This is a genomic window from Pantoea sp. T14, from assembly GCF_036663535.1.
Taxonomy (GTDB): Bacteria; Pseudomonadota; Gammaproteobacteria; order Enterobacterales; family Enterobacteriaceae; genus Pantoea; species Pantoea phytostimulans.
This window is the reverse complement of the sequence record NZ_JAWUEB010000017.1, coordinates 14075-40169: the sequence shown is the minus strand read 5'-3', so window position 1 is coordinate 40169 and position 26095 is coordinate 14075. Positions and strand designations below refer to the sequence as shown.

Genomic DNA, 26095 nt, shown 5'->3' with positions numbered 1-26095 from the left:
ATCTCCGGCTTGCTAATGATTGGCTGCGCATTATACGGACTTCCATGCCTGCTGTCTCTTGCTGCGGCCTCTCGCTTTGCGAGATGAAATTATGCGTCGACTGTGGCTAAATGCCCCTCTCTTTCTCTTTCAAATATAAAAAACATGGCCGCTATTCTTCATTTCCTGCTCGCGCTGGTGGTGATTTTCGCCCTTGCGCTATTGGTCAGTCATGACCGCAAACAGATTCGCCCACGCTTTATCATTCAACTGATTGTTATAGAAGCCGCTTTGGGTTGGTTCTTTCTGCATTCTGCCAGCGGACTGGCGCTGGTCGGCTCGGTTGGCGGATTTTTTGAAACGCTGCTGGGCTTTGCCGCACAAGGTACTGAGTTCGTGTTTGGCGGCATGAGTAAACAAGGTTTAGCGTTTATCTTCCTGGGCGTGCTTTGTCCGATTGTCTTTATCTCCGCGCTCATTGGTATTTTGCAGCATTGGCGAATTCTGCCGCTGCTGATTCGCCTGGTGGGAACGCTGCTGTCAAAGATCAACGGCATGGGCAAGCTTGAGTCGTTTAACGCCGTAAGCACCCTGATTCTGGGCCAATCGGAAAACTTTATCGCCTATAAAGGTATCCTTGGCGATATTCCACCTAAGCGCCTTTACACCATGGCCGCCACGGCAATGTCCACGGTTTCGCTCTCCATTGTCGGTGCATATATGACAATGATTGATGCCAAGTATGTGGTCGCAGCTCTGCTGCTAAATATGTTTAGCACCTTCATTATTCTGTCCATCATTAATCCGGGTAATAACCAAGACCAGCAGGAAATTGCACTGGATAAACTGCATGAAGATCAGAGCTTTTTTGAAATGCTGGGTGAATACATCCTGGCGGGTTTCAAAGTGGCGATGATTATTCTGGCCATGCTGATTGGATTTATTGCGTTGATTGCGGCTGTGAATGCGCTGTTTGCGGCGGTGTTTGGCTATAGCTTCCAGCAGTTACTGGGTTATGTGTTTTATCCATTTGCCTGGCTGGTTGGCATTCCCTCGGCAGATGCATTGCAGGCGGGTAGCATCATGGCAACGAAGCTGGTCGCCAATGAATTTGTCGCCATGATTGAACTGCAAAAAGTGGCTGCAGGTATGAGTCCACGTGGATTAGGCATTCTGTCAGTGTTCCTGGTGTCGTTTGCCAACTTTGCCTCCATCGGCATCGTTGCCGGGGCAATCAAAGGCCTGAACGAACAACAGGGCAACGTAGTTTCACGTTTTGGCTGGAAACTGGTTTATGGCTCAACGCTGGTAAGCCTGTTGTCAGCTGCCTTTGCGGGACTGTTTATTTAAGACGAAGCGGCGGCCTGCGAGCCGCCTATTCTCGCTTAAAAGCTGACGCAAACCGGCGCATCCACGCGCATCACCGATTCCTGACCAAAACGTTTTTTATAAACGCTGCGCAACGCTTCTATCGGTGCATTACTTTCAGCATTGATACCGTGAATTAACATCAACGCTTTGCTGTTCTCACGTGCCAGTTGACCATTCTCGCCCAGCCATTGACCTTTCGCCTCATAAACGGACAAGCCCTGCTTGAAACGTGGCGTGACCTCTTTATCGACAAAATTCATCCAATCGAGCGAACTCACCGTGCCGCCTTGCGGCTTACTCAGACCGAACCACAGCGTGGTCTGTATCATCACGTCGCCACCAGCACAAATCGGTTGCGGCTTCGTGGGTGGTGCGGGCGGTGTCTTGCAGCCTGCCAGTAACAAAGCCAGCGCAAGAGGAAGGGCAATAACGCGAGCCATGCGTGTTCCTCAATAAATAAGTCAGACTTAATCATAAGTGCCTGTGGTTTAAAGAGGAAATGTTTCCTATTCCTGATTCTGCTGCGCTTATGCCTGTTATGCGCTGCGCTGCCTCGCTATACTTCACCCAATCTTTCTGAAAAATGAGTAACGCTTATGATCCGCAGTATGACCGCTTATGCCCGCCGCGATGCAAAAGGCGAATGGGGCAGCGCCGCCTGGGAGCTGCGTTCCGTAAACCAACGCTATCTTGAAACGTATATCCGCTTGCCGGAACAATTTCGTGGTCTGGAGCCAGTGATCCGCGAACGCATTCGCCAACGCCTGACGCGAGGTAAAATTGAGTGCAACCTGCGTTTTGATGCGAATCCGAGCGCACAAGGTGAACTGATGCTCAATGAAGCGCTGGCAAAACAGCTGGTGCAAGCGGGCAATTGGGTCAAAATGCAGAGCGATGAAGGCGCGATTAATCCCATGGATATTTTGCGTTGGCCTGGCGTGATGTCGGCGAAAGAGCAGGATCTCGATGCGATTAACACTCAGCTGCTGCAAGCGCTGGATGGCACGCTGGATGATTTCATTGCCGCGCGTGAAAGCGAAGGTACTGCACTGAAAGCGATGATCGAACAACGTCTGGAAGGTGTATCGCAGGAAGTGATCAAGGTCCGCGCACAAATGCCTGAAGTCATTAAATGGCAGCGTGAGCGTTTGGTGGCGAAGCTGGAAGATGCTGAAGTGCAGCTGGAAAACAATCGCCTTGAGCAAGAGCTGGTAATGATGGCGCAGCGTGTTGATGTGTCAGAAGAGCTGGATCGCCTCGAAGCGCATGTTAAAGAAACCTATAACATCCTGAAAAAGAAAGAAGCCGTTGGCCGTCGCCTCGACTTTATGATGCAGGAGTTTAATCGCGAATCGAATACGCTGGCATCAAAGTCAATCAATGCTGAGATCACCGCCTCCGCGATTGAGCTGAAGGTGCTGATTGAACAGATGCGCGAGCAGATTCAAAACATCGAGTAACGGCATTCAGAAGCGATGCAGAATGTTGCCAGGCCCGCCCGTGCGGGCTTTTTTGTTAACACGGATGAAATGGCCTTGTGACTAAGGTGCATTCACTTTTCTGTCTGCCTTGGGTTTAGAACAATCATCAGCTTGGTATAAAGCGTATTCAGTTTGTTTTCCACGATGGCATTTTTAGCAGATAAATAATCTCATGTGATCAAGAGATTAAACTCCCACTTATGTGTACTCCTGTTAATCATCGCGCTTGTCGACCCGCGTTGTCTTAAATGCCTCGAAACGGTCAAATTTCAAACGCCTCATGCGATATAATGAATAAATGAGGCGAGATAAACAGGTACTTGACCATTAAATGCGCTTTCTTATCCGCTAAATATTTTATGAAAATTTATGCGTTGTTTGTTTTTTACGGCATTTCAATGGCGGTTTAGGTTTGGTTGGCAAACCTCTTTATGCTCAACGTTTTTGTTTGTTAGTAACGTGAATAAATTACTGTAAACTGCCGTGTAAGTAATGCGTAATGATTAATAAGAAATAATTTCCAGACAGGTCTCATTAGCGCATCAGCCCAAGATTCCTTTATAATTAACGAACTTACTAAATCACTGTTAAATATAGCTTTTATCTCATGCCATCCACTTTACTTGTTAAGCTACGTGCCCTCCATGAATCCAATCAATCCTGTAGATTCTGGAGTTTACCTTTCTTTGAAGGCACTATTTGATAAAGTGCTGGTCGAAATCAGTACAGCTGTACCGCCTGGGGAACTCATGGAAATGCTCTTTGTGCGATACATCCATTTATTCCATAAAGGTTAGCAATGAAAATCACCGGACAATTTAGCGCCTCGCTGCTGCATCCGCGCTACTGGGTCACCTGGTTTGGCTTGGGCGTGCTCTGGCTGTTGGTCCAACTTCCCTATCCCATTCTTATCCGCCTCGGTGCGGGCGCGGGTAAAATCTCACGTCATTTTTTACAACGCCGTGAACGCATTACACGTCGCAATATCGAACTTTGTTTCCCTAACATCAGTGATGAAGAAGCTGAGCGTATGATTGCAGGTAACTTTGCTTCGCTGGGCATGGCATTGGCAGAAACCGGTATTGCCTGGTTTTGGTCCGACCGCGCGGTTAAGCGCCTGTTTAAGGTATCCGGTTTAGCTAATTTGCATTCCGCGCAAAACGAAAAACGCGGAGTCATGCTGATTGGTGTGCATTTTATGTCTCTGGAACTGGGCGGCCGAATCAGCGGCTTATGCCAGCCGATGATGGCAATGTATCGTCCACACAACAATCTAGCGATGGAGTATGTGCAGACCAAAGGTCGCATGCGCTCCAACAAAGCGATGATTGACCGTCGCGATCTACGCGGCATGGTGCATGCATTAAAACAGGGTGAATCGGTATGGTTCGCCCCCGATCAGGATTACGGCCCGAAAGGCAGCACCTTTGCGCCCTTGTTCGCCGTGGAAAAAGCAGCAACCACCAACGGCACATTTGTTTTATCGCGTTTGGCGAAACCGGCTATGGTGCCTATCATGCTGATTCGTAACCCGAATAATGATGGTTATCATTTGATCATCGAACCTGCGTTAGAAAATTACCCGCATAATGATGAAGCGGCGGCGGCGGCCTATATGAATAAGGTCATCGAAAACCAGATCCTGCGTGCACCAGAGCAATACCTTTGGCTGCATCGCCGTTTTAAAACGCGTCCACCAGGCGAAGCGTCACTTTACGTCTAACCTTTACGTTCGATAGAAAAAGCAGGCTTTGAGCCTGCTTTTTTTTGCGTGATTGTTTGTCCAGCAGCCGATTCAAACCAGGTTTTCCCGACGCATCCAGTTGATCTTATCTTGGCAACCTCAGCAATTTCCCCCGCTCACATACTCCACGTAGCTCAGCCAGGTTCCATGAGGAGAGTATTAAGGAAGAATTCAGGTAATGACTTTCAGAAAGCACTATCAAAAGCTGTCTGGCATTCGTATAAAAATTGATGAATGATGTCTGCTTTAAGCAAGCCAATGCAGGAATTTCGTATGGATATGAACAGCGCCGACAACTGGCAACGCCCTCTTTTTGACGATCGCCTTACGCCTTTCATCGAAGTCGATGCACAACGACTTGAACAGAATCTTCAGCGCATGCAGGCAAAAGCAGATAACGCTGGCGTGGCGCTACGCCCTCACATCAAGACCCACAAAAGTGTGTTTATTGCGCGCCGCCAGCAAGAGTTAGGCGCACAAGGTATTACGGTATCGAAGCCGAGTGAAGGTGTGAGTTTTTTACGTGGCGGAGCGCGCGACTTGCTGCTGGCTTATCCTGTAGTCCGTGCTGAAAGCATCGCGGAGTTATTACAACAGGCAGCACAGCATCAAGCGAAAATCACTTTAATTGTTGATGCGCTACTCGGCGTCGCGGCGATAACTGAAGCACAGCGTAAACAGCCTGATTGTGAACTTGCCGTGGCAATCAAAGTGGATGTGGGTTTGCATCGCATCGGGGTTAATCCCCATAACGATGAGGCGATAAAACTGGCGCAAGCACTCAAACAAAACGGGCTACGCTTTGCTGGATTGGTTTCACATGCAGGTCATGCTTATGGTGCCGGAAATCCAGCGGCTATTAGCAAGATAGCAATACAAGAAGCGCAACTGATGTTTGCGCTGCAAGCCCAACTGCACCAGGTAGGCTTCAACATTTGTCCCGTTTCAGTGGGTTCGACACCGACTGCATTGGCCGCCAATGTTGTGCCTGGCACACACGAAATCCGCCCTGGAAATTATGCACTACTCGATCTCACTGCCTGTCGCCTTGGATTAAGTAGCGTGGATGAGTTAGCCCTTAGCGTTATCACGCGTGTGGTAGCCGTGAATGAGCACTTTGCTATTGTAGATGCAGGCTCAAAAATGTTGAGCTCTGATAAAGGGCCGCACGGTACTAACGCCAGCGGCTTCGGCATAGCGGTAGACGGGAGGGGTAATACTTACGAGGTCAGCAAGTTATCTGAGGAACATGGTTTTATCGTTTATCAGGCTATTCGCCCTGTGGTTGGCAGCTTGCTTCGTATCTTTCCCAATCACAGTTGCGCAGTGATGGCGCAATCTGACAGCTTTGTCTTACGCCATGCAGATGGTCGCGGCCAAGTTGAACCTGTGTCAGCACGCGGCAACTTTATCTGATCGATCACTAACGGGCAGCACGCAAGGCTGTCCTTTGTACGAACTTAACCTCATCGACCCCACACTTCTGCCTGTGTAACGTTTTCCCGGTTTCACCCTCATGCTTTAATGAATTTTTGATCCTTCAGGAGGTAACATGCTGTCCTCACAAACCCTTAGCATGACTATTGCGCGTAACTGGCTAGATCTTTATGAAACGATTTGGAAACCGGAGTTTTTTCCCAAGTGGGCATCGGGATTAAGCGGCAATACGCTTGAGCCAGAAGGAACGCATTGGCGAGCACAAGGTCCAGAAGGAAAAATCAAGATTCGCTTTACTTCTCATAATCCATTTGGCGTGATGGATCACTGGATAAATAACGGCGTAGGCAAAGAAATTTATATGCCAATGCGAGTAATTGCTAATGAGCAAGGCGCAGAAGTCTTGATCACCGTTTATCGTCAACCATTGATGTCAGAAGAAAAATTTTCTAAAGATATTGAATGGGTTAGGAAAGATCTTGCTCAACTTAACAAATTACTTACTGAATAAAATCAACGGATTATGTTTTTTCTGAAACTCGAGTTATCTCTGGCTTTTTATAAAAATATTTTGAAATTTTTCTTAGAAAAAGCATAAACACATCATCAGCCTCTTACTCCCGCATTTGAACTTATAACCAGTTTTGCTTAACCATTATTGCCAGGGAAAATCCTGGTAGTAATGGTCTCATAAGCTGCTATCCCCTTTGATTTCATGCATTTTTATCTCTTCATAAAAATGGAACCGCTTCCATAGAAGCTTTCAATCTATACAACGTTCAATAATGAATGTTTTATAGCAATTAAAATCTATCATGAATGGCATGAAACCATTATTTCCTGAGTGGCTTTAATCAGAGTTTTCTTATGGTGTTAATTTAAATAAAACACGGTATAAATCTCCTTACACACAGCAACACCTATAAAAATAACACCAGGAAAAAATAATGGAACGCTCAACCTATCCTTTGTTATCAGAAAAAGAGTTTGTTGAGATAGCTGGAAGGATTCTGGCTGGAGAATATACAACTACAACAGGATTCATTCGTGATCTGGCGGATTTTTTGCTAACAGCAGGAGATTCTGCCATTACACGGAATCGTGAATACTCCAGGGACATTTATTTTTTATCTGAACATCATTTAATTGAATCAATAATAACATGGCAAGCCTGGCAAGGTATTTCAGGACTTAGACCAGAAAAATTGCATTGATCTCTTGTACTACCTACTGTGTTACAGCAATCACAGCTTGCCGTTACACGAAGAATAACTTCGAACTGGTACATGTACCATAACGAGCATATTATGGCTATACATGAAAGAAGTCTCACAAGCGCAAAATGGTCTCTTCTCTCTTCAATTAAAATCATTGGCATTGGTGTATTACAGCTTTCTTTATTAGCACAGATTCTGCAGGCGAATGAACTAAACCTGCTTGCCATTGCCGTAGTTGGATTATTAGCTGTAGATGCTTTAGCAGACCGCGGATTTTCTAATTCACTTATTCGCTATCGCATGCTTTCAATAAACGATCTTTCGACACTTTATTGGGGCAATGTTCTAACTGGCGTGTTGATTTGTGCCTTCTTATTCCTCGGCAGCGACGTACTTAGCCGCATTTTTAACCAGCCGGAACTGGCGGTTATGCTTGAGATGGTGTCGGTTGTCTTTATCATTATCCCGCAAGGCCAGCAATATCGCGCTATATTACAGCGTGAAAAGCAATATAGCTGCATTGCTTTCACTGAAATGTCCTCAGTAATAGCGGGTCTGGCTGTCACACTCTTTACGGTATTATTAACACCTTCAGTATTATGCGCAATTTGGGGTTATCTGGCGATGGCATCTATACGTATGTTGATGTATTGCTATTACGGCCGCTCATGGTTCCAGCCCGAATATCGCTTTAACTTTAAATCATTTTCTCAAATTCGCGCAAGAAACGTATAATAAAAGCAAGTCTGTATGGTGGGCTCTGGGCATCTAAACGATGCATTCGCGTGCTGTTAATCAGCACGCTTTTTCTTTTTGAAAATTCACTTCCTGCCATTTATCTGCATCGCTTATTTTGATTGCATTGACTATCATCCTCAATTCGTCAATGACCATGAACAAGTCTGCCAAATCATTTTTGGTATTAATTTTCAGTTTTTTTAATGCATTTAGTTTGTAGGCACTCACGGTTTTATAATTAAGACTGAGTTCTTTGCCGATGTGCTCGATACTGCAATTCCATGCCATCATCAGCAGAATACGCAACTGCCGGTCTGGCAAAATAATTTCCGCGCGATCCCTCATCCCTTTGCGTTCTTCTCCGCCATTTATTCTATATGTCAGCTGCTGGCGTAATACAGAATGAGAAACTTTCAGATCCATAATTTCCAGGGTAGGTAAAAAGCAGCTCATTGACCGTAATACGGGTATGAGGCGGCGCGTCATTACCAATACAGGTAAAGCGGGAAAAGCATGCTGTAATTGAAAGAGAACATTAAAGGTGCCTGCCAACGGCATATTTTCATGAAATATGCAGACGATCATCCGAGGTTGGCGCAGTTCGCACTGCGTTAAAATGTCGCTAAAAGACCAGACTTCGTGCGCTTGCCACTGCGGAAAAAGTGCCGCTAGCGTATGATGAATACCTACAGCTGCCAGCCGATCAGAAGAGTAAAAGAGAATCTTGGATGCGCGGTTTTTCATTCCCGTCCTGAAGGTCATTATGCTGTGAGCCAAAAGTTAAGCGTTATACAAACGTTCTCTTCATAAGCGACGCCTAAAAAGCCGAGCTTAATTTGTCAGCAATAAATAACTTTCTTTGTTAAAGCGCATATAATTTACCTAAAGTGAAGTTTAAAGATTTTAATCCATCCCATTGATTTTTATATCATTATTCACCATTAACACTTAACCCTTTCATTCACTTTTTTGGATAAGCGAAAAACTCAGTAGCCGTTACGCGCTTAACACCGTAGCCTTGCTGCCGACTTTCTGGAGCCTGCTATGTTACTTACTGTTCTCTATATTATTGGTATTACTGCAGAAGCGATGACCGGCGCGCTTGCTGCAGGACGGCGTAAAATGGATCTGTTTGGCGTAATAATCATTGCTTCTGTCACTGCGATTGGCGGAGGTTCAGTACGCGATATCCTGCTGGGTCATTACCCCCTCGGATGGGTTAAAAACCCCGAATATATTATGATTGTTGCCGCTGCTGCCGTCGTCACTACCGTGGTTGCTCCGTTGATGACCCACTTGCGAAAAGTGTTCCTGGTGTTGGACGCCTTGGGTTTAGTGGTGTTTTCAATCATCGGTGCTCAGGTAGCATTAGATACCGGCCATGCAATGATTATCGCCGCAATTAGTGCAGTGATTACCGGCGTATTTGGTGGCGTGCTACGCGATATGTTTTGTAATCGTATTCCTTTGGTATTCCAGAAAGAGCTCTATGCCGGTATCGCGTTCGCGTCTGGCTGGATGTACATACTGCTGTTAAAAACACCGTTGGCACACGAAGCCGTGGTGATCATTACGCTGCTGTTCGGTTTCTTTGCCCGTTTACTGGCGCTGCGCTTCCGTCTCGGCCTGCCGATTTTCAACTACCCTCACCCGGAACATTGATGTCGTTGCAGGAATACCTTGATGCTGTAAAAAAGTGATAAGCGATCGCAGCTCGGTATCCTGCAACATCCTAACAATCCGTTGTGCTAATACATTGCCAACGCCTGGCAACGCCTGCCATGTTTGTACATTGCGCTGCAATATTGAGTCCCAGCCGCTATCCGTTAATGCATTCAAGGCTTTGCGCGGCAAAGGTATGCCTAAAGCGTGAATCCAGCGCCGCAATGGTTGCTTTCGTGTCAGATTAAAGCGGTGCCAAATCTGCTCTGCTCGCTCAGGTGAAATGCTTGCCGCAGCGGTGATCTGTTCGGGCGTTAATGTCAGCCATGAAAAAAGATGCGTGATGCCAGGTTTTTCCAGTAAGCGCAACCAGGTGCTGCGTTGTACGCCTGCAATATCCAGCACAGATTTTTGGCTAAGCCAATTCAGTCTTGCCACTAGCTGTTTCTGACAGTCAGGTGTGAAGTGATAACAACTCAGCGGTGTGAAATTTGCGGCATCTGGCTGTTGAGGATAATCACGTTCTGTCACACGCCAGATTACCCTTTCTAACCTTGGGATCCCTTGACCCGCCAGGCTGATGATTACCTGGTCACCAGCGATCACATCGTATTCTCGCCAACGGGTTAATGAGCCGACATTCACACGTCTGACGGTTTTATCATCCAGTTGAACCGGCTGTAGATTAAGTACCACAGCAATCTTTCCGGTACGCCCTATTGAGAAATCGACCGAAAGCACTTCACTGCTCACCTCTGGCGGCTGATATTTCCAGGCCACGGCCCAATCGCCTTGACCGGGCAACCAGCTTTTCCCTTTAGGCCGAGAAGCCTGATGTATAACCACGCCATCGGTGACAAAAGGCAGTTGCGCGTGAAACCATCGGTTACGCCAGCCAGCGACATCGTCTTCATCCTTAACGCTTTTGCTCCATTGCGCTGCAAGATCAAAGCCCCATTGCGTAAGCTGTTGCAAACGATCGGCCATATCTGAAGGTCCATCTGGCCAACCCCAAATGAAAATGGCTATCTCGGTCAGTAAGGGGCTCGCTTTTTTACCCATCATGGCACCGGCAACCTGCGCCCGAGCATTTTTACCTCCCGCAATAGCCTGGTGATGATCGGACATCTTCAAAAAGAGCTCGCCCTGTAAAATTACTTCTTCGAGCTCACTTTCAATAGACAGCGGAATGGCAGGAATCATCGCCGCTTTAGCCAACCACTCTTCACCGCGTAATCCATCTCCACGACTGATAAGCGAAACCAATTTGCCATGCCGATAGACTAAAGATACCGCTACACCATCGACTTTAGGCTGGACCCAAAGATCGTCGCGGTTTTGCATCCAGTATCCGACTGCCAGCTTGTCACGTAGTTTTTTGACGCCAGTATGGGCGACAGGATGAAAGGTTGAACCACCAGAAGGTAATTGCGACTGATAGTCAGCCGCAGAAGATTCAAAACAGCGCTGCCATTGCGATAAGCGCTGTAGCAAACTGTCGTAATCATTATCAGTCACTGGACTCACACCTTCTCGGTAATAGGCATCATCCCACTTCTGTAATTGCTGTTGAAGTTGACTCATTTCATTGTGAGCGCGAGCAGGCGTCCAGGCTGGACATTGTGCGGATTGCTTATCAAATTGGGCAGCAGAGAGTGAAAATGCTGTAGTGATGAGCATCAAAGCCAATGTGAAAATCCGTTTCATCTTTTGTCTCCTGACGTTTTTTGTCATTCAACACTTTTACATTCACTTCAACCAGTTGGACGCTTATTCCTTGGGAGAGATTACGCAGAATTTCACTTTGCGTTACATATAGAACGCAGTGTTATGCGCGACGATACGCAAAAGTTTACCCGTCACCGCTGCGCAAACGCTGCGTGTCGACGGCAAGCTGTGTATACTCTGCAGAAAATCGACTCCGCTATTATTCAATTCAAGAAAATCATGGCTCAAGGCACGCTCTATATAGTTTCCGCCCCAAGCGGCGCAGGTAAATCCAGCCTGATTCAGGCACTTTTAAAGACACAGCCGCTGTACGATACGCAGGTGTCTGTTTCGCATACCACCCGCGGCGTACGCCCGGGCGAAACGCATGGCGAACATTATTTTTTCGTTCAAAAACAAGAATTTGAGAAAATGATCGCCGAAGACGCTTTCCTTGAGCATGCAAAGGTTTTTGACAACTATTACGGCACTTCGCGTAAAGCGATTGAGCAAGTTCTCGCTACCGGCGTTGACGTATTTCTTGATATTGACTGGCAAGGCGCGCAGCAAATTCGTGCCAAAATGCCCAGCGCACGCAGCATCTTCGTTTTACCGCCGTCGAAAGACGAACTGGATCGCCGCTTGCGGGGCCGTGGCCAAGACAGCGAAGAGGTGATTACACGTCGCATGGCGCAGGCAGTGGCCGAAATGAGCCATTACGCCGAGTACGATTATTTAATTGTGAATGATGATTTTGATCTGGCGCTTTCCGATCTTAAAACCATTATTCGCGCAGAGCGTTTACGTATGGCACGCCAGAAGGCGCGTCATGATGCTTTAATCAGCAAATTATTGGCAGTCTGAATACAGTTTCAGTATGATGCCCAGTCATTTCTTCATCTGTGGAGTAGCACACCTATGGCACGCGTAACCGTTCAGGACGCAGTAGAAAAAGTTGGTAATCGTTTTGACCTGGTGTTGGTCGCTGCACGTCGTGCACGTCAGATGCAGGTAGGCGGCAAAGATCCGCTGGTTCCAGAAGAGAACGATAAACCTACCGTTATCGCATTGCGCGAAATCGAAGAAGGTTTGGTCACCAATCAGATTTTAGATGTGCGTGATCGTCAGGAGCAGCAAGAGCAGGAAGCCGCTGAATTACAAGCTGTTACCGCTATCGCTGAAGGTCGTCGTTAACAGCAACCTGCAGGTCAACCTTGTATCTGTTTGAAAGCCTCAATCAACTGATTGAAAAATACTTGCCAGAGGAGCATATCAAGCGCCTCCAGCAAGCTTACCTTGTTGCACGTGATGCTCACGAGGGACAGACTCGCTCCAGCGGCGAGCCTTACATCACCCATCCTGTCGCTGTAGCCTGTATTCTGGCAGAAATGAAGCTCGACCATGAAACACTCATGGCCGCGCTACTGCATGATGTCATTGAAGACACGCCTGCGACTTATCAGGATATGGAACAGCTGTTCGGCAAAAGTGTTGCTGAGCTGGTGGAAGGCGTTTCAAAACTGGATAAGCTGAAGTTCCGCGACAAAAAAGAGGCGCAGGCAGAGAACTTCCGCAAGATGATAATGGCGATGGTGCAAGACATCCGCGTCATTCTCATCAAGCTGGCTGACCGCACCCACAACATGCGCACGCTGGGCGCTTTGCGTCCGGATAAACGTCGCCGCATCGCGTTGGAAACGTTAGAGATCTACAGCCCGCTGGCCCACCGCTTAGGTATTCATCACCTTAAAACTGAACTGGAAGAGCTGGGCTTTGAAGCCTTGTATCCTAATCGTTATCGGGTGATTAAAGAGGTGGTAAAAGCGGCGCGCGGTAACCGTAAAGAGATGATCCAGAAGATTCTTTCTGAGATTGATGGCCGACTGCAAGAAGCCGGTATTCCCTGCCGCGTCAGCGGTCGAGAAAAGCATCTCTACTCGATCTACCGCAAAATGACGCTGAAAGAGCAGCGTTTTCACTCGATCATGGATATCTATGCCTTTCGCGTCATCGTGAAAGATTTGGATACCTGTTATCGCGTACTCGGTCAGATGCACAGCTTATATAAGCCGCGTCCTGGTCGCGTCAAAGATTACATCGCCATCCCCAAGGCCAACGGCTATCAATCGCTGCATACCTCCATGATCGGCCCGCACGGCGTTCCGGTGGAGGTTCAGATTCGTACTGAAGATATGGATCAGATGGCAGAAATGGGGGTCGCCGCGCACTGGGCTTACAAACAGGCGGGTGAAAGTGGCACCACCGCGCAAATACGCGCTCAGCGTTGGCTGCAAAGCTTGCTGGAGTTGCAACAAAGCGCGGGCAGTTCCTTTGAATTTATCGAAAGCGTGAAATCCGATCTCTTTCCAGATGAGATCTATGTGTTTACGCCTGAAGGTCGCATTGTCGAATTACCGACTGACTCGACGCCTGTGGATTTTGCCTATGCGGTGCATACCGATATCGGTCATGCCTGTGTTGGCGCACGCGTTGATCGCCAGCCTTATCCGCTGTCGCAACCGCTGGCTAGCGGTCAAACCGTCGAAATTATTACCGCACCAGGCGCTCGCCCGAACGCTGCCTGGCTTAATTTTGTCGTTAGCTCGAAAGCGCGCGCCAAGATTCGCCAGTTGCTGAAGAACCTCAAACGTGAAGACTCCGTTAATCTGGGCCGTCGCTTGCTTAGTCACGCGCTAGGCGGTAGCCGCAAGCTGGCAGAAGTGCCGCCTGCGAGCATCAAGCAAGAGCTTGACCGAATGAAGCTAACGTCGCTTGATGATCTACTGGCAGAAATTGGCCTCGGCAATGCAATGAGCGTAGTGGTGGCAAAAAACCTGACGCAAACGGGTTCTACGCAATCGGGAAGCAGTAAGCGTGGCAAGTTGCCGATCAAAGGCGCCGATGGCGTGTTGATCACCTTTGCAAAATGCTGCCGACCGATTCCAGGCGATCCGATTGTCGCTCACGTAAGTCCAGGTAAAGGCTTGGTCGTGCACCATGAATCGTGTCGAAACATTCGCGGTTATCAGAAAGAACCAGAAAAATTCATGCCGGTGGAGTGGGACAAAGTCACCGAACAAGAATTTGTAGCCGAGATTAAAGTCGACATGTTCAATCATCAGGGTGCGCTGGCAAATTTGACGGCAGCGATTAATACCGCCGGTTCTAATATTCAGAGCTTGAACACGGAAGAGCGCGATGGCCGCGTTTACAGCGCCTTTATCCGCCTGACCGCGCGCGATCGCGTCCATCTGGCCAATATCATGCGTAAAATCCGCGTGATGCCAGACGTGATCAAAGTTCATCGTAATCGTAATTAGTCCATGAACGATCAAAGATTTGCGCGTATTCAAGAGATGCTGGCCTTGCGCCAGCACGATCTTACCGTCTGCATGGAACAGGTGCACAAGCCGCATAACGTCTCTGCGGTGATTCGTACCGCTGATGCCGTCGGCATTCATGAAGTCCACGCCGTTTGGCCAAGTCAACGTATGCGAACTCAAGTTTCCGCTTCGGCAGGCAGTAATAGCTGGGTCAAAGTGGTCACACATCGCAACATTCGCGAAGCGGTAAAGCACCTGAAAGACCAAAAAATGCAGGTCCTTGCGACGCATCTTTCTGACAGCGCCGTAGACTTTCGTGAAATTGATTACACCAAACCCACCTGTATTCTGATGGGTCAGGAAAAAACCGGCATCACCGAAGAAGCGCTCGCGCTGGCCGATCAGGACATTATCATTCCTATGGTTGGCATGGTGCAGTCATTGAACGTTTCGGTTGCCTCCGCACTGATCCTTTATGAAGCACAGCGTCAACGTCAAAACGCTGGCCTTTATCAACGCGACTACAGCTTGCTGGATGAAGCAGAGCAGCAACGTTTGCTGTTTGAAGGCGGTTATCCGGTGCTGGCCCGCGTGGCTAATCAAAAAGGCTTGCCCTATCCGCACATCAATACGCAAGGCGAAGTGGAAGCCGATGCTGATTGGTGGGCCACCATGCAAGCCAAAGGTAAAAAATGAAAGGCCGCCTGCTGGATGCCATCCCGCTCAGTACCCTGACCGGCGTCGGCGCCAGTCAGGCAGCGAAACTTGCCAAAATTGACCTGCACACCATTCAAGACTTACTGCTGCATCTGCCGCTACGCTACGAAGACCGCACCCAACTTTACGCCATTGATGATTTGCTGCCCGGCATTTGGGCCACGGTAGAAGGCGAAGTTTTGCATTCTGAAATCACTTTTGGTCGTCGCCGTATGATGGTGTGCCAAATCAGTGATGGCAGCGGCGTGCTGACATTGAGGTTCTTCAACTTTAACGCTGGGATGAAAAATGGCCTTGCGCCAGGCCGTCGCGTTACTGCATACGGCGAAATCAAACGCGGCCAGCGTGGCGCTGAAATCATCCATCCTGAATACCGTATTCAGGGCGAACACAGCAATGTGGCGCTGGAAGAGACGCTAACGCCGGTTTATCCCACCACGGAAGGCATTCGCCAGGCGACTCTACGTAACCTGACCGATCAAGCGCTGACACTGCTGGAAAGCTGCCCAATTGCTGAGCTACTTCCGCAAGAATTAAGCGGCGGACTGATCAGCCTGCCGGATGCACTGCGCACATTGCACCGTCCACCACCCGATTTAAAATTAAGCGAACTGGAGAGCGGGCGTCATCCGGCTCAACGTCGACTGATTCTTGAAGAGCTTTTAGCACACAATCTCAGCATGTTGGCCGTTCGCGCTGGCGCACAGCGCTATTACGCTTTACCAATGCCGGCACGTCATAACCTCAGCGAGCAATTGCTGGCAGCGCTGCCTTTCTCGCCGACCAACGCGCAAAAAAGGGTAGTGCAAGAGATTGAAAAAGATTTAGCCAACGATTTCCCGATGATGCGTTTAGTACAAGGTGATGTCGGTTCTGGTAAAACGCTGGTTGCGGCATTGTCTGCACTAAACGTTATTGCGCATGGCAAACAGGTTGCACTCATGGCGCCGACTGAACTGCTGGCTGAGCAGCACGCGGCCAATTTCCGGCAGTGGTTTGCGCCGCTGGGTATTGAGGTGGGTTGGTTAGCCGGAAAACAAAAAGGCAAAGCACGCCAGGCACAGCAAGATGCTATCGCTAATGGCGATGTCGCAATGGTGGTTGGCACGCATGCATTGTTTCAGGAACAGGTACAGTTCAACGGCCTGGCCTTGGTGATTATTGATGAGCAACATCGCTTTGGTGTACATCAACGCCTGGCGCTCTGGGAAAAAGGCGAAGAGCAAGGTTTCCATCCGCATCAGTTAATCATGACTGCCACGCCCATTCCCCGCACTCTCGCGATGACCGCGTATGCCGATCTTGATACGTCGACTATCGATGAACTGCCGCCAGGCCGCACGCCAGTCACCACAGTCGCTATCCCCGATAGTCGCCGTGATGAAATCATGACGCGCGTTGAGCATGCTTGCCGAGAAGGCCGTCAGGCATATTGGGTTTGTACGCTAATTGAAGAGTCAGAGTTGCTGGAAGCGCAAGCGGCGGAAGCGAGTTGGGAAGCCTTAAAAAATGCATTGCCTGATTTGAATATTGGGCTGGTTCATGGTCGCATGAAACCGGCAGAGAAGCAGGCAGTTATGCAGGCCTTCAAGGCTAATGAGCTGCAATTACTGGTAGCCACCACCGTTATTGAAGTTGGCGTTGACGTGCCTAATGCCAGTCTGATGATTATCGAAAACCCTGAGCGCCTGGGTTTGGCGCAGCTTCATCAGCTGCGCGGGCGCGTTGGGCGAGGTGCAGTCGCGTCACATTGCGTATTGCTCTATAAAGCACCACTCAGCAAAACCGCGCAGAAGCGGTTGCAGGTGCTGCGCGACAGCAATGATGGCTTTGTCATCGCGCAGTTCGATTTAGAAATACGTGGGCCTGGCGAGTTATTAGGAACACGCCAAACTGGCAATGCTGAATTCAAAGTTGCGGACCTTTTGCGCGACCAGGCGATGGTACCAGAAGTGCAGCGCGTCGCACGCCACATCCACCAGCACTATCCCGAACAGGCCAGCGCCTTGATTGAACGCTGGCTACCGGAAAATGTCCGTTATACCAACGTCTAACCGGCGTTTTTTATCACCATTGGGCAAACGATTGCTTTTGTCTCGCGGATGATTACAATCGCCACACTATTTTTCTGGGAACAGCAAAAGATGTCCAGCAATCCGCAGCAAAGCCAACCTTCCGTCAGTCATAGTGAACTCATTTACCGTCTTGAAGATCGTCCGCCGCTGCCGCAAACCCTGTTTGCCGCCTGTCAGCATCTGCTGGCCATGTTCGTTGCGGTAATTACACCTGCACTGCTGATTTGCCAGGCGCTCGGCCTGCCCGCGCATGATACGCAGCACATCATTAGCATGTCGCTTTTTGCCTCGGGTGTAGCTTCAATCCTGCAGATAAAAACCTGGGGCCCCGTGGGCTCTGGTCTGTTATCGATTCAGGGCACCAGTTTCAACTTTGTGACGCCGCTGATTATGGGTGGAATGGCGCTTAAAAACGGCGGGGCCGATGTGCCAACTATGATGGCAGCGCTGTTCGGCACGTTAATGGTAGCATCTTGTACTGAAATGGTGCTGTCGCGCGTATTGCATCTGGCGCGTCGCATTATTACACCGCTGGTCTCTGGCATTGTCGTGATGATTATCGGTCTTTCGCTGATTCAGGTGGGTTTGACCTCCATTGGCGGCGGCTTTGCGGCGATGAACGATCACAGTTTTGGCGCACCGAAAAACTTGTTGCTGGCAGGCGCTGTGCTGTTAGTGATTATCCTGCTTAATCGTCAGAAAAATGCTTATCTACGCGTTGCTTCGTTGGTGATTGCTATGGCAGTGGGTTATCTGCTTGCCTGGTCGTTGGATATGCTGCCACAAACCTCTGCTTCCAGCGATCAGCCGCTGGTTGCCATCCCGATGCCACTTTATTACGGCCTGGGCTTTGACTGGAACCTGCTGATTCCGCTGATGTTGGTTTTTATGGTGACATCACTGGAGACGATTGGCGATATTACTGCGACATCTGACGTTTCTGAACAACCGGTAAGCGGCCCGCTTTATATGAAGCGTCTTAAAGGCGGCGTGCTGGCAAATGGTTTGAATTCTTTTGTTTCGGCACTCTTCAACACATTCCCGAACTCCTGCTTTGGTCAAAACAACGGTGTGATTCAGTTAACCGGTGTTGCCAGCCGTTACGTAGGATTTGTCGTCGCCCTGATGCTGATCGTCCTTGGCCTGTTTCCAGCAGTGAGCGGTTTTGTGCAGCATATTCCAGAACCTGTACTGGGCGGAGCGACGATCGTCATGTTTGGGACTATCGCGGCGTCTGGTGTGCGCATTGTTTCGCGCGAACCGCTGAATCGTCGTGCCATCATGATTATTGCGCTGTCGCTGGCTGTTGGCTTGGGTGTTTCTCAGCAGCCGCTGATCCTGCAATTTGCGCCTGACTGGTTGAAAACGCTGCTTTCTTCTGGCATCGCGGCAGGCGGCATCACCGCTATCGTCTTAAACCTGATCTTCCCTCAAGAAAAGTAATTCTTTAGGCAGGCTTCGGCCTGCCTGCTATTTATTCGGATTTACATCCAGGCGGTTGAGCTGTAACGGTATTTCAGGCATAACAACCTCTGACCGGATTTAACTCGGGATGGATGCAATGAAATTTTTAGGAAAGTTTTTTCTCACCTTAGTGCTGCTGCTGCTGCTCGGCCTGGTCTTTATTTATGTCATGCTGCAAACGCAATGGGGTGCAGGTTGGTTTAGCCGTTGGGTGAGTGACAAAACTGACTGGCATCTCTCCCTGAGTAAGATAGAGCACAATTTCTCTGCCCCTTCTCATATCACACTCGATAATTTCAGTTTTGGTCATGATGGCCAGCCTGCGGTATTGGTCGCAAAACGTGTTGATTTGGGTTTAGCGTTAGTACAGTTCAGCGATCCGCTGCATTTCAGCAGCATTGAATTACGTGACGGCGAAATTAATCTGGCAAACCTGACGCCAACCAGCGCACTGCCGGTTCAGGCTAATCGCCTGCAGTTGAACAATATGCGTGTTGATAGCCCGAATAACGCATTGCCTCTGTTCGCTCAACAGGTTAACGGCGGCATAGTACCGTGGAAACCAACCGCCAGCGATATGCTTGGCCGCGATGCGCAGTTCCAAATGAGTGCAGGCACAATGTCGTTAAACGGTGTACCCGGCGACAACGTACTGATTCAGGGTAGCGTAACGCAAGGACGTATGCTGTTCAGCAATATTGGCGCTGATTTGGCCCGCGGCTCCATGACAGGTAACGGTGAACGCGATGCGCAAGGCAACTGGAAGATTAATCAGCTCCGCCTGAATGATATTCGCCTGCAAACCGCCAGCAATCTGGGTGATTTTTTGCGCCCGTTCCAAAACGTACCGTCAATTTCGATTACTCGTCTGGATATGACCGATGCGCGTCTACAAGGCCCGGATTGGGCAGTTACCGATCTCGATCTGACGCTGAAAAATCTTAACTGGCAAGGCAACGACTGGCAGAGTCAGGATGGTTCGCTGGCGATGAATGCGGGTAACTTTATCAATGGTCGTTTTGAGTTGAATGATCCCATTGTTAACGTCGATTTTTCGCCGCAAGGCATTACGCTGAACCAGTTTAGTTCTCGCTGGGCCAACGGCGTGATACGAGCTGACGGCAATTGGTCACGCAGTGATAAACGCCTCACGCTGGATAATTTGGCTGTGGCCGGATTGGAATATACCTTGCCGGAAAATTGGCGAGTGCGCTGGCAGACTGCATTACCGGACTGGCTAGACTCTATTTTAGTGACGCGTTTTACCTCTAATCGCAACCTGATCATCGATATTAATCCGGCCTTCCCCTTCCAGATGACTTCATTGGACGGTAATGGAGAAAATGTGCTGCTGGCGCGTCAACATCAATGGGGATTCTGGTCTGGTAAGGTGAACCTGAATGCCGCTGAAGCCACGTTTAACCGCACCGATTTACGTCATCCTTCCATTGCTTTAACGGCTAACGATCAGCAGATTCAAGTGACAGAAATGAGCGCCTTTAATAATAAGGGTTTGCTAGAAGGCACCGCTGGCGTGGGACAGCAAGCAGATCGTCCTTTAACGCTTAATCTCACCGGACGCGCAGTTCCGGTAAACGTTTTACAGAACTGGGGATGGCCTGCGCTTTCACTAACCGGGGACAGCAATTTGCAGTTGCAGCTCAACGCGGCATTAAAGGCTAATGAACCTTTACGCCCCACCGTAAACGGTAATCTTTCGGTGACAACCGATAACCAGCAATTGCAGCAGAGCATGCAGGCTGGTCAGGTAAAATAACAAAGGGCCGAAATTCGGCCCTTTGAATTAGTTGATTCGGGCGCCTGAACCGCCCTCTTCCAGCGGCCCGTCAGGATCGGCGGGCAGCACAATGTAGACGCCTTCAAATACCGCGCCACACTCATCATCACCAAATAATTCTACCTCCAGCTGCACGCGCGCTTTACGCCCACGTGCCAGACGATCGAGATCGCCACTTAATGAGCCGAGATCGGCGATAGCGCCGGGGCGTCCACTAATAGGCCGACTGTAGCGTATATGTGCATCCGCGAGGATAATCGTGCCGCCCAAATGGCGCTCACGGAGCAGCAGCCAGATTAAACCCCAGCCGGTCAGCGTTGCCAGCGAGAATAAACTGCCCGCAAATAAAGTATGGTGTGGGTTCTGATTACCAGTTTCCGGCATGGTCGTGATGAACTTCTGTCCGGTGTATTGCAGAATGCGAACGCCCATCTTCTCGCTAAGCGGGATATTCTCGTACCACGCCTGCTGGAGCTGGCCGCACCAATCGGCGCGATGCAGGATATCATCCAGCGTGACCACCGGTTTGATCATCAAAAAGTGACGTACCGGCGTGGTTTGCGGCGCAGTAATTTCGCCTTGATTGACATACCCCAGCTTGGCAAAAAACGCCACGGCATCTTCACGGGCGCTACAGGTAACACGCTTTACACCTTCCTGGCGGGCAACCGATTCCAGCGTCATCGCTACCAGCGTACCTAAGCCTTTGCCTTGTACCGAGGGATGAACAGCCAGAAAGCGAATAGCGGCTTCGTTATCAGCATTGATATACAGCCTGCCGATGGCAACGGGATTGCCCTGCTCGTCTACTACCATTTGATGATGCGCTAACGCATCCCATGCATCTCGTTCCGAACCCTGCGGCTGACGCAGCGGTTTTCGCAACATTTCCCAGCGGAACTGATAATAAATATCCAGCTCCTCCGCCGTCTGTGGCACGCGAAGATGATACATAAAGTGATTCTCTCGTTCGGAGCTTGCGTGGCTGTTCCCTTGCCGCTCGGCTAACGACCTCACACCTGCAACCAAAACGTTACAGGACCATCATTCACCAGCGCGACTTGCATATCAGCAGCAAAGCGGCCATTTGCTGTAATGACTTCCTGCTTGCGACAGCAGTCGCTGAAATAGTGATAAAGGCGTTCCGCTTCTACAGGCTCCGCACTACCTGAAAACGACGGTCGCATGCCTTTTTGTGTATCAGCCGCTAGCGTGAACTGCGAGACTACCAGCACGCTGCCGCCCGCTTGTTTAACGCTCAGGTTCATTTTGCCCTGCTCGTCGCTGAAAATGCGATAGCCCAATACACGTTCTGCGAGACGCTCCGCATGCTTCTCTTCATCCCCTTTTTCCACGCCCAGAAGAATCAATAGACCTGCGCCAATTTCCCCTATCACGCTGTGATCGACGCTGACGCTGGCGTGTTGCACGCGTTGAATCAATGCAATCATGGTTCCTCTCGTTTTAATTCTCTTTCTTGTTGTTTTAACTGGCGATAGTCATCCAACGTGGCGGTGATTTCAGCACCTAATAAGACAATGCACCACGTCCAGTAAACCCACAAAAACAGGATAGGGATGACAGCTAGCACGCCATAAATTAACTGGTATGAAGGGAACATCGTAACATACAGCGCAAAGCCCTTTTTACCCAACTCAAAAAGCGCACCGGCAATTAAGGCACCAATTAGCGCATCGCGTGGCGGCACACGTTTGGTTGGAACAATGCTGTATAACAACCAAAAAGCGAGCCACGACAACAGCAGGGGAAAGATACGCAGCATCTGATCAATCAAACTGGTCACGCCTGTGGCATTTATCCAGCGTAGCGACAACAAATACGAGCTGATCGCCAGGCTGGCCCCTGCCAACAGCGGCCCCAGCGTTAAAATCATCCAATATACGGCGAATGAGTAAACCAGCGGGCGCTTTTTATCACTGCGCCAGATGTCATTGAGCGCGGCATCAACCGTATGCATCAGTAGCAGTGCGGTAACAATTAACCCCACCGCACCTACCGCCGTCATGCGATTCACGTTAGCCACAAATTGTTCAAGATAACGTTGCAGCGTGTTGCCTGCGGCAGGCATAAAGTTGTTGAAGATAAAGCTTTTCAGCTGCACGCTGACGTCAGAGAACACCGGAAAGGCAGCAAATAAAGCAAAGACCACGGCAATCAGCGGTACCAGAGCCAACAACGAGACGTAAGCCAGATTACCTGCCTGTGTTGTCATGTTGTCGTCGTTAATGCGTTTCCACAGCAGTTTGAGCCACAACCAGAAGGCATGTAGCTTAGGACGGTATCTTCGCAACATCATGGTTTAGTGCTGGCTCGCAAACCAGTTGGGCACAGTTTTATTGTCAGTGACTAATACGCTTTCAATGCCTAACGCACGTGCCGCTTCAATATTTTGCTCGTTGTCATCAAAGAACACCGCGTGATCGGCGCTAACACCTTCAGTATTCAATACATGCTGATAGATGCGAGCTTCTGGCTTGCGCATGCCCAGATCCTGCGACTGGTAAAGTTTGTCTGCTGCTTGTTGAACTTCAGGATATTGCGTTGGCCAGAAGGCATAATGCAGCTTATTGGTATTAGACAAAATCACCACGCGATGGCCTTCGGCTCGCAGTTTATGCATCAACGCCAAGGTATCAGAACGTACGCCGACAAAGACTGCCTGCCAGCCTGCCGTAAACTGCTCATAGCTCAGGGCAATGTCCAGTTTTTCACACAGTGCAGCCGCAAATGTTTCATCGCTGATTTCGCCGCGTTCGTGTTGTTCAAACTCCTCATCCATATGGAAATGGCTTTGCAAAGATGCCAGCGGTACTCGACTCAGATCGCTCCAGACGCCTAATACGCGGTTGAAGTCGATATCGATGATCACATTACCTAAATCAAATATGTACAGCATGGTGCCTCCTTCTATTCCCTGGATTATTCACTCTAGCGGCAAAAGCCGAGGCTGAACAGGCAACAGCGAAGAGAAAGCTACGAAGTGGAAGCTGCCGCAAGAAAGCGACAGGCTGGTGCTACGCGGACGGGGTCATTTAGCCGGAGAAGTTAAAATCACACCAAAATCAGAATATGGCAGGCAAAAAAAGCCCCGCATTGCGGGGCTCATTATTAAACGACTGTAACAGACAGATTAAACGTCTTTGCTACCGCGTGAAGCACGCTTACGGTCGTTCTCAGTCAGGTGACGTTTACGGATACGTACTGACTGCGGCGTCACTTCTACCAGTTCGTCATCATCGATGAACTCGATCGCCTGCTCAAGAGTCATCTTGATTGGCGGAACCAGAGTTGTCGCTTCGTCAGTACCAGAAGCACGCATGTTGGTCAGCTTCTTACCGGTCAGACAGTTAACAGTCAGGTCGTTAGAACGGCTGTGAATACCGATGATCTGGCCTTCATATACTTCTGCACCGTGACCCAGGAACAATTTGCCGCGATCCTGCAGGCTGAACAATGCAAACGCAACTGCTTTGCCTTGGCCGTTAGAGATCAGTACGCCGTTCTGGCGCTGGCCCACTTCGCCCTGACGAATATCGTCATAATGGCTGAAGGTGGAGTACAGCAGGCCGGTACCGGAAGTCATGGTCATGAATTCGTTACGGAAGCCAATCAAGCCACGGCTTGGGATCACGTAGTCGAGACGTACGCGGCCTTTACCATCCGGATCCATGTTTTTCAGATCGCCTTTACGCTCACCCATGGCTTGCATTACTGAGCCTTGGTTATTCTCTTCGATATCCAACGTAACGTTTTCGAATGGCTCTTGTTTGCGGCCATCGATTTCACGGAAGATAACTTTCGGACGGGATACCGCCAGTTCGAAACCTTCACGACGCATGTTTTCAATCAGTACAGAAAGGTGAAGTTCACCACGACCTGATACGCGGAACGCATCAGCATCTTCGGTTTCTTCAACACGCAGCGCAACGTTGTGAACCAGTTCTTTGTTCAGACGCTCAAGGATCTGACGTGAAGTCACGTACTTACCTTCTTTACCGCAGAACGGTGAGGTGTTGACGTTAAAGAACATGGTTACGGTTGGCTCATCAACGCTCAGGGCTGGCAACGCTTCAACATTTTGCGTGTCGCAAATAGTGTCAGAGATGTTCAGCTCGCCCAGACCGGTGATCGCGATGATGTCGCCCGCTTCTGCCATATCAGTATCGATACGTTCCAGACCCAAGTGGCCCAGCACTTTACCGACTTTACCGTTACGGGTTTTGCCTTCGCTATCAATGATAGTCACTTGCTGGTTCGGCTTAACTTTACCGCGCTTGATGCGGCCGATACCGATAACGCCCAGATAGTTGTTGTAGTCCAACTGCGAAATCTGCATCTGCAGTGGCGCGTCAGCTTCAACCTGTGGCGGAGAAACGTGGTCAACAATTGCCTGATACAGCGGGGTCATGTCGTCCGCCATGTCAGTGTGTTCCAGACCCGCGATACCATTCAGCGCAGAAGCGTAAATGATAGGGAAGTCGAGCTGTTCGTCGGTCGCATCAAGGTTAACGAACAGGTCAAATACCTGATCAACAACCCAATCTGGACGTGCGCCAGGACGGTCAATTTTGTTGATAACCACAATCGGCTTCAGACCATGCGCGAACGCTTTTTTGGTCACGAAGCGGGTTTGCGGCATAGGGCCATCCATCGCATCTACAACCAGCAGCACCGAATCCACCATGGACATGACGCGCTCAACTTCACCACCGAAGTCGGCGTGTCCTGGGGTATCAACGATGTTGATACGGTAGTCATTCCACTTAATGGCGGTGTTTTTTGCGAGGATGGTAATCCCACGCTCTTTCTCCAGGTCATTGGAGTCCATCACGCGCTCAGTAGCTTCGGTACGGGCATCGAAGGTACCGGATTGTTGCAGCAGTTTGTCAACCAGGGTGGTCTTTCCATGGTCAACGTGCGCGATGATGGCGATGTTACGCAAATTTTCGATCACAGCTTTGCCTCAGGCATTTATAGAAATAGAAATAGCGCGCTATTGTACACGGATTAAGCGGAAGACTGAACATGATCACACTTTTCACTGAAAGTTTATTGCATTGGGGGAAATTCGCACTGTTCTCGGTGCAGAAAATGCACTAAGTTGGCGTGACGCACCAAATTGGTGCTGATATTTGCGTGAAAAGCACAATCTTGGTGCAAGGCATCCATACTGGTGCAGCGCAAGAGAGATAAGAGAGCGCATTATAGCGCTATTTAGCACGATGACAGAAAGTTGGCACAGAATTCGCTTTATATTAATCAAGCGAAAACGACAGTTAGACAACGGTTGAAGAGCTTGCCGAGATTCAGTTGGTTAGGAATGGTTGTAATAAGAGACGCATTCCAGGCAACGAAGTTCTC

General features: G+C 49.4%; 23 protein-coding genes. 15 read left to right on the top strand and 8 right to left on the bottom strand.

All coding sequences use genetic code 11. From position 1 onward, the window contains the following. Window positions 1-144 precede the first annotated feature (144 nt). Complete coding sequence (locus SC127_RS07450) at window positions 145-1329, top strand: NupC/NupG family nucleoside CNT transporter (RefSeq protein ID WP_243079976.1); 1185 nt, start codon at window positions 145-147, stop codon at window positions 1327-1329. A 35-nt stretch (window positions 1330-1364) separates the two neighbouring features. Here SC127_RS07450 and SC127_RS07445 read toward each other — a convergent pair whose 3' ends face one another. Further along, a complete protein-coding gene (locus tag SC127_RS07445; protein ID WP_243079975.1) occupies window positions 1365-1790 on the bottom strand; it encodes a DUF3574 domain-containing protein in 426 nt (141 codons plus the stop codon). A 156-nt stretch (window positions 1791-1946) separates the two neighbouring features. Here SC127_RS07445 and SC127_RS07440 point away from each other — a divergent pair, with 156 nt between their 5' ends. The 6 genes from SC127_RS07440 (at window position 1947) to SC127_RS07415 (ending at window position 7964) form a co-directional block, all read left to right on the top strand. Beyond that, complete coding sequence (locus tag SC127_RS07440; protein ID WP_332625895.1) at window positions 1947-2810, top strand: YicC/YloC family endoribonuclease; 864 nt, start codon at window positions 1947-1949, stop codon at window positions 2808-2810. Window positions 2811-3630: 820 nt separating this feature from the next. Continuing rightward, a complete protein-coding gene (gene lpxP, locus SC127_RS07435) occupies window positions 3631-4554 on the top strand; it encodes a kdo(2)-lipid IV(A) palmitoleoyltransferase (protein ID WP_243079973.1) in 924 nt (307 codons plus the stop codon). A gap of 294 nt (window positions 4555-4848) precedes the next feature. Next, window positions 4849-5991: an alanine racemase gene (locus SC127_RS07430; RefSeq protein WP_332625894.1), complete on the top strand. Its 1143-nt coding sequence runs from the start codon at window positions 4849-4851 to the stop codon at window positions 5989-5991. A gap of 136 nt (window positions 5992-6127) precedes the next feature. Then, window positions 6128-6523, top strand: coding sequence for a polyketide cyclase (locus SC127_RS07425; RefSeq protein ID WP_243079971.1), 396 nt, complete (start codon window positions 6128-6130; stop codon window positions 6521-6523). A gap of 436 nt (window positions 6524-6959) precedes the next feature. Further along, a complete protein-coding gene (locus SC127_RS07420; RefSeq protein ID WP_215848137.1) occupies window positions 6960-7226 on the top strand; it encodes a hypothetical protein in 267 nt (88 codons plus the stop codon). Between the two features lie 93 nt (window positions 7227-7319). Beyond that, entirely contained in the window at window positions 7320-7964 is a 645-nt protein-coding gene (locus SC127_RS07415; RefSeq protein WP_215848136.1) for an oligosaccharide flippase family protein, read from the top strand. A gap of 60 nt (window positions 7965-8024) precedes the next feature. Here SC127_RS07415 and SC127_RS07410 read toward each other — a convergent pair whose 3' ends face one another. After that, entirely contained in the window at window positions 8025-8711 is a 687-nt protein-coding gene (locus SC127_RS07410) for a helix-turn-helix transcriptional regulator (RefSeq protein WP_243079970.1), read from the bottom strand. A 300-nt stretch (window positions 8712-9011) separates the two neighbouring features. On the opposite strand from SC127_RS07410, the gene SC127_RS07405 reads away from it, so the two are divergent. After that, the gene (locus SC127_RS07405; RefSeq protein WP_243079969.1) at window positions 9012-9629 is read left to right on the top strand and encodes a trimeric intracellular cation channel family protein; all 618 of its coding nucleotides are present in this window, start codon (window positions 9012-9014) and stop codon (window positions 9627-9629) included. On the opposite strand, the gene ligB is transcribed toward SC127_RS07405, so the two are convergent. Then, window positions 9567-11309 carry an NAD-dependent DNA ligase LigB gene (ligB, locus tag SC127_RS07400; protein ID WP_332625917.1) on the bottom strand — a complete coding sequence of 581 codons (1743 nt, stop codon included), beginning with the start codon at window positions 11307-11309 and terminating at the stop codon, window positions 9567-9569. The genes SC127_RS07405 and ligB overlap by 63 nt on opposite strands. Before the next feature lie 267 nt (window positions 11310-11576). Here ligB and gmk point away from each other — a divergent pair, with 267 nt between their 5' ends. From gmk to SC127_RS07365, 7 genes are all read left to right on the top strand, one after another. Beyond that, on the top strand, window positions 11577-12200 hold the full coding sequence (gene gmk, locus SC127_RS07395) for a guanylate kinase (RefSeq protein ID WP_332625893.1): 624 nt from the start codon (window positions 11577-11579) through the stop codon (window positions 12198-12200). A 54-nt stretch (window positions 12201-12254) separates the two neighbouring features. Next, window positions 12255-12530, top strand: a complete 276-nt coding sequence (gene rpoZ, locus SC127_RS07390) for a DNA-directed RNA polymerase subunit omega (RefSeq protein ID WP_003851346.1) — start codon at window positions 12255-12257, stop codon at window positions 12528-12530. Window positions 12531-12550: 20 nt separating this feature from the next. Further along, entirely contained in the window at window positions 12551-14656 is a 2106-nt protein-coding gene (spoT, locus tag SC127_RS07385; RefSeq protein ID WP_332625891.1) for a bifunctional GTP diphosphokinase/guanosine-3',5'-bis pyrophosphate 3'-pyrophosphohydrolase, read from the top strand. Window positions 14657-14659: 3 nt separating this feature from the next. Beyond that, window positions 14660-15355: a tRNA (guanosine(18)-2'-O)-methyltransferase TrmH gene (trmH, locus tag SC127_RS07380; RefSeq protein ID WP_215848132.1), complete on the top strand. Its 696-nt coding sequence runs from the start codon at window positions 14660-14662 to the stop codon at window positions 15353-15355. Then, window positions 15352-17430 carry an ATP-dependent DNA helicase RecG gene (gene recG / locus SC127_RS07375; protein WP_215848131.1) on the top strand — a complete coding sequence of 693 codons (2079 nt, stop codon included), beginning with the start codon at window positions 15352-15354 and terminating at the stop codon, window positions 17428-17430. Before trmH ends, recG begins: the two co-directional genes overlap by 4 nt. Before the next feature lie 90 nt (window positions 17431-17520). Next, window positions 17521-18894 (top strand): nucleobase:cation symporter-2 family protein, encoded by a 1374-nt coding sequence (locus SC127_RS07370; protein WP_243079966.1) that lies wholly within the window; start codon window positions 17521-17523, stop codon window positions 18892-18894. Between the two features lie 118 nt (window positions 18895-19012). Then, window positions 19013-20692, top strand: coding sequence for an AsmA family protein (locus tag SC127_RS07365; protein ID WP_243079965.1), 1680 nt, complete (start codon window positions 19013-19015; stop codon window positions 20690-20692). A 27-nt stretch (window positions 20693-20719) separates the two neighbouring features. Here SC127_RS07365 and fabY read toward each other — a convergent pair whose 3' ends face one another. The 5 genes from fabY to typA all read right to left on the bottom strand — a co-directional run bounded on the left by fabY (window position 20720) and on the right by typA (window position 25688). Continuing rightward, the gene (fabY, locus tag SC127_RS07360) at window positions 20720-21667 is read right to left on the bottom strand and encodes a fatty acid biosynthesis protein FabY (RefSeq protein ID WP_215848128.1); all 948 of its coding nucleotides are present in this window, start codon (window positions 21665-21667) and stop codon (window positions 20720-20722) included. 59 nt (window positions 21668-21726) lie between these two features. Further along, window positions 21727-22164, bottom strand: coding sequence for a D-aminoacyl-tRNA deacylase (gene dtd, locus SC127_RS07355; protein ID WP_215848127.1), 438 nt, complete (start codon window positions 22162-22164; stop codon window positions 21727-21729). Next, window positions 22161-23030, bottom strand: a complete 870-nt coding sequence (locus SC127_RS07350) for a virulence factor BrkB family protein (RefSeq protein WP_215848126.1) — start codon at window positions 23028-23030, stop codon at window positions 22161-22163. Before SC127_RS07350 ends, dtd begins: the two co-directional genes overlap by 4 nt. Window positions 23031-23033: 3 nt before the next feature. Next, window positions 23034-23630, bottom strand: a complete 597-nt coding sequence (gene yihX, locus SC127_RS07345) for a glucose-1-phosphatase (RefSeq protein WP_243079964.1) — start codon at window positions 23628-23630, stop codon at window positions 23034-23036. Between the two features lie 234 nt (window positions 23631-23864). Beyond that, complete coding sequence (gene typA / locus SC127_RS07340) at window positions 23865-25688, bottom strand: ribosome-dependent GTPase TypA (RefSeq protein ID WP_215848124.1); 1824 nt, start codon at window positions 25686-25688, stop codon at window positions 23865-23867. Between the last annotated feature and the right edge of the window lie 407 nt (window positions 25689-26095).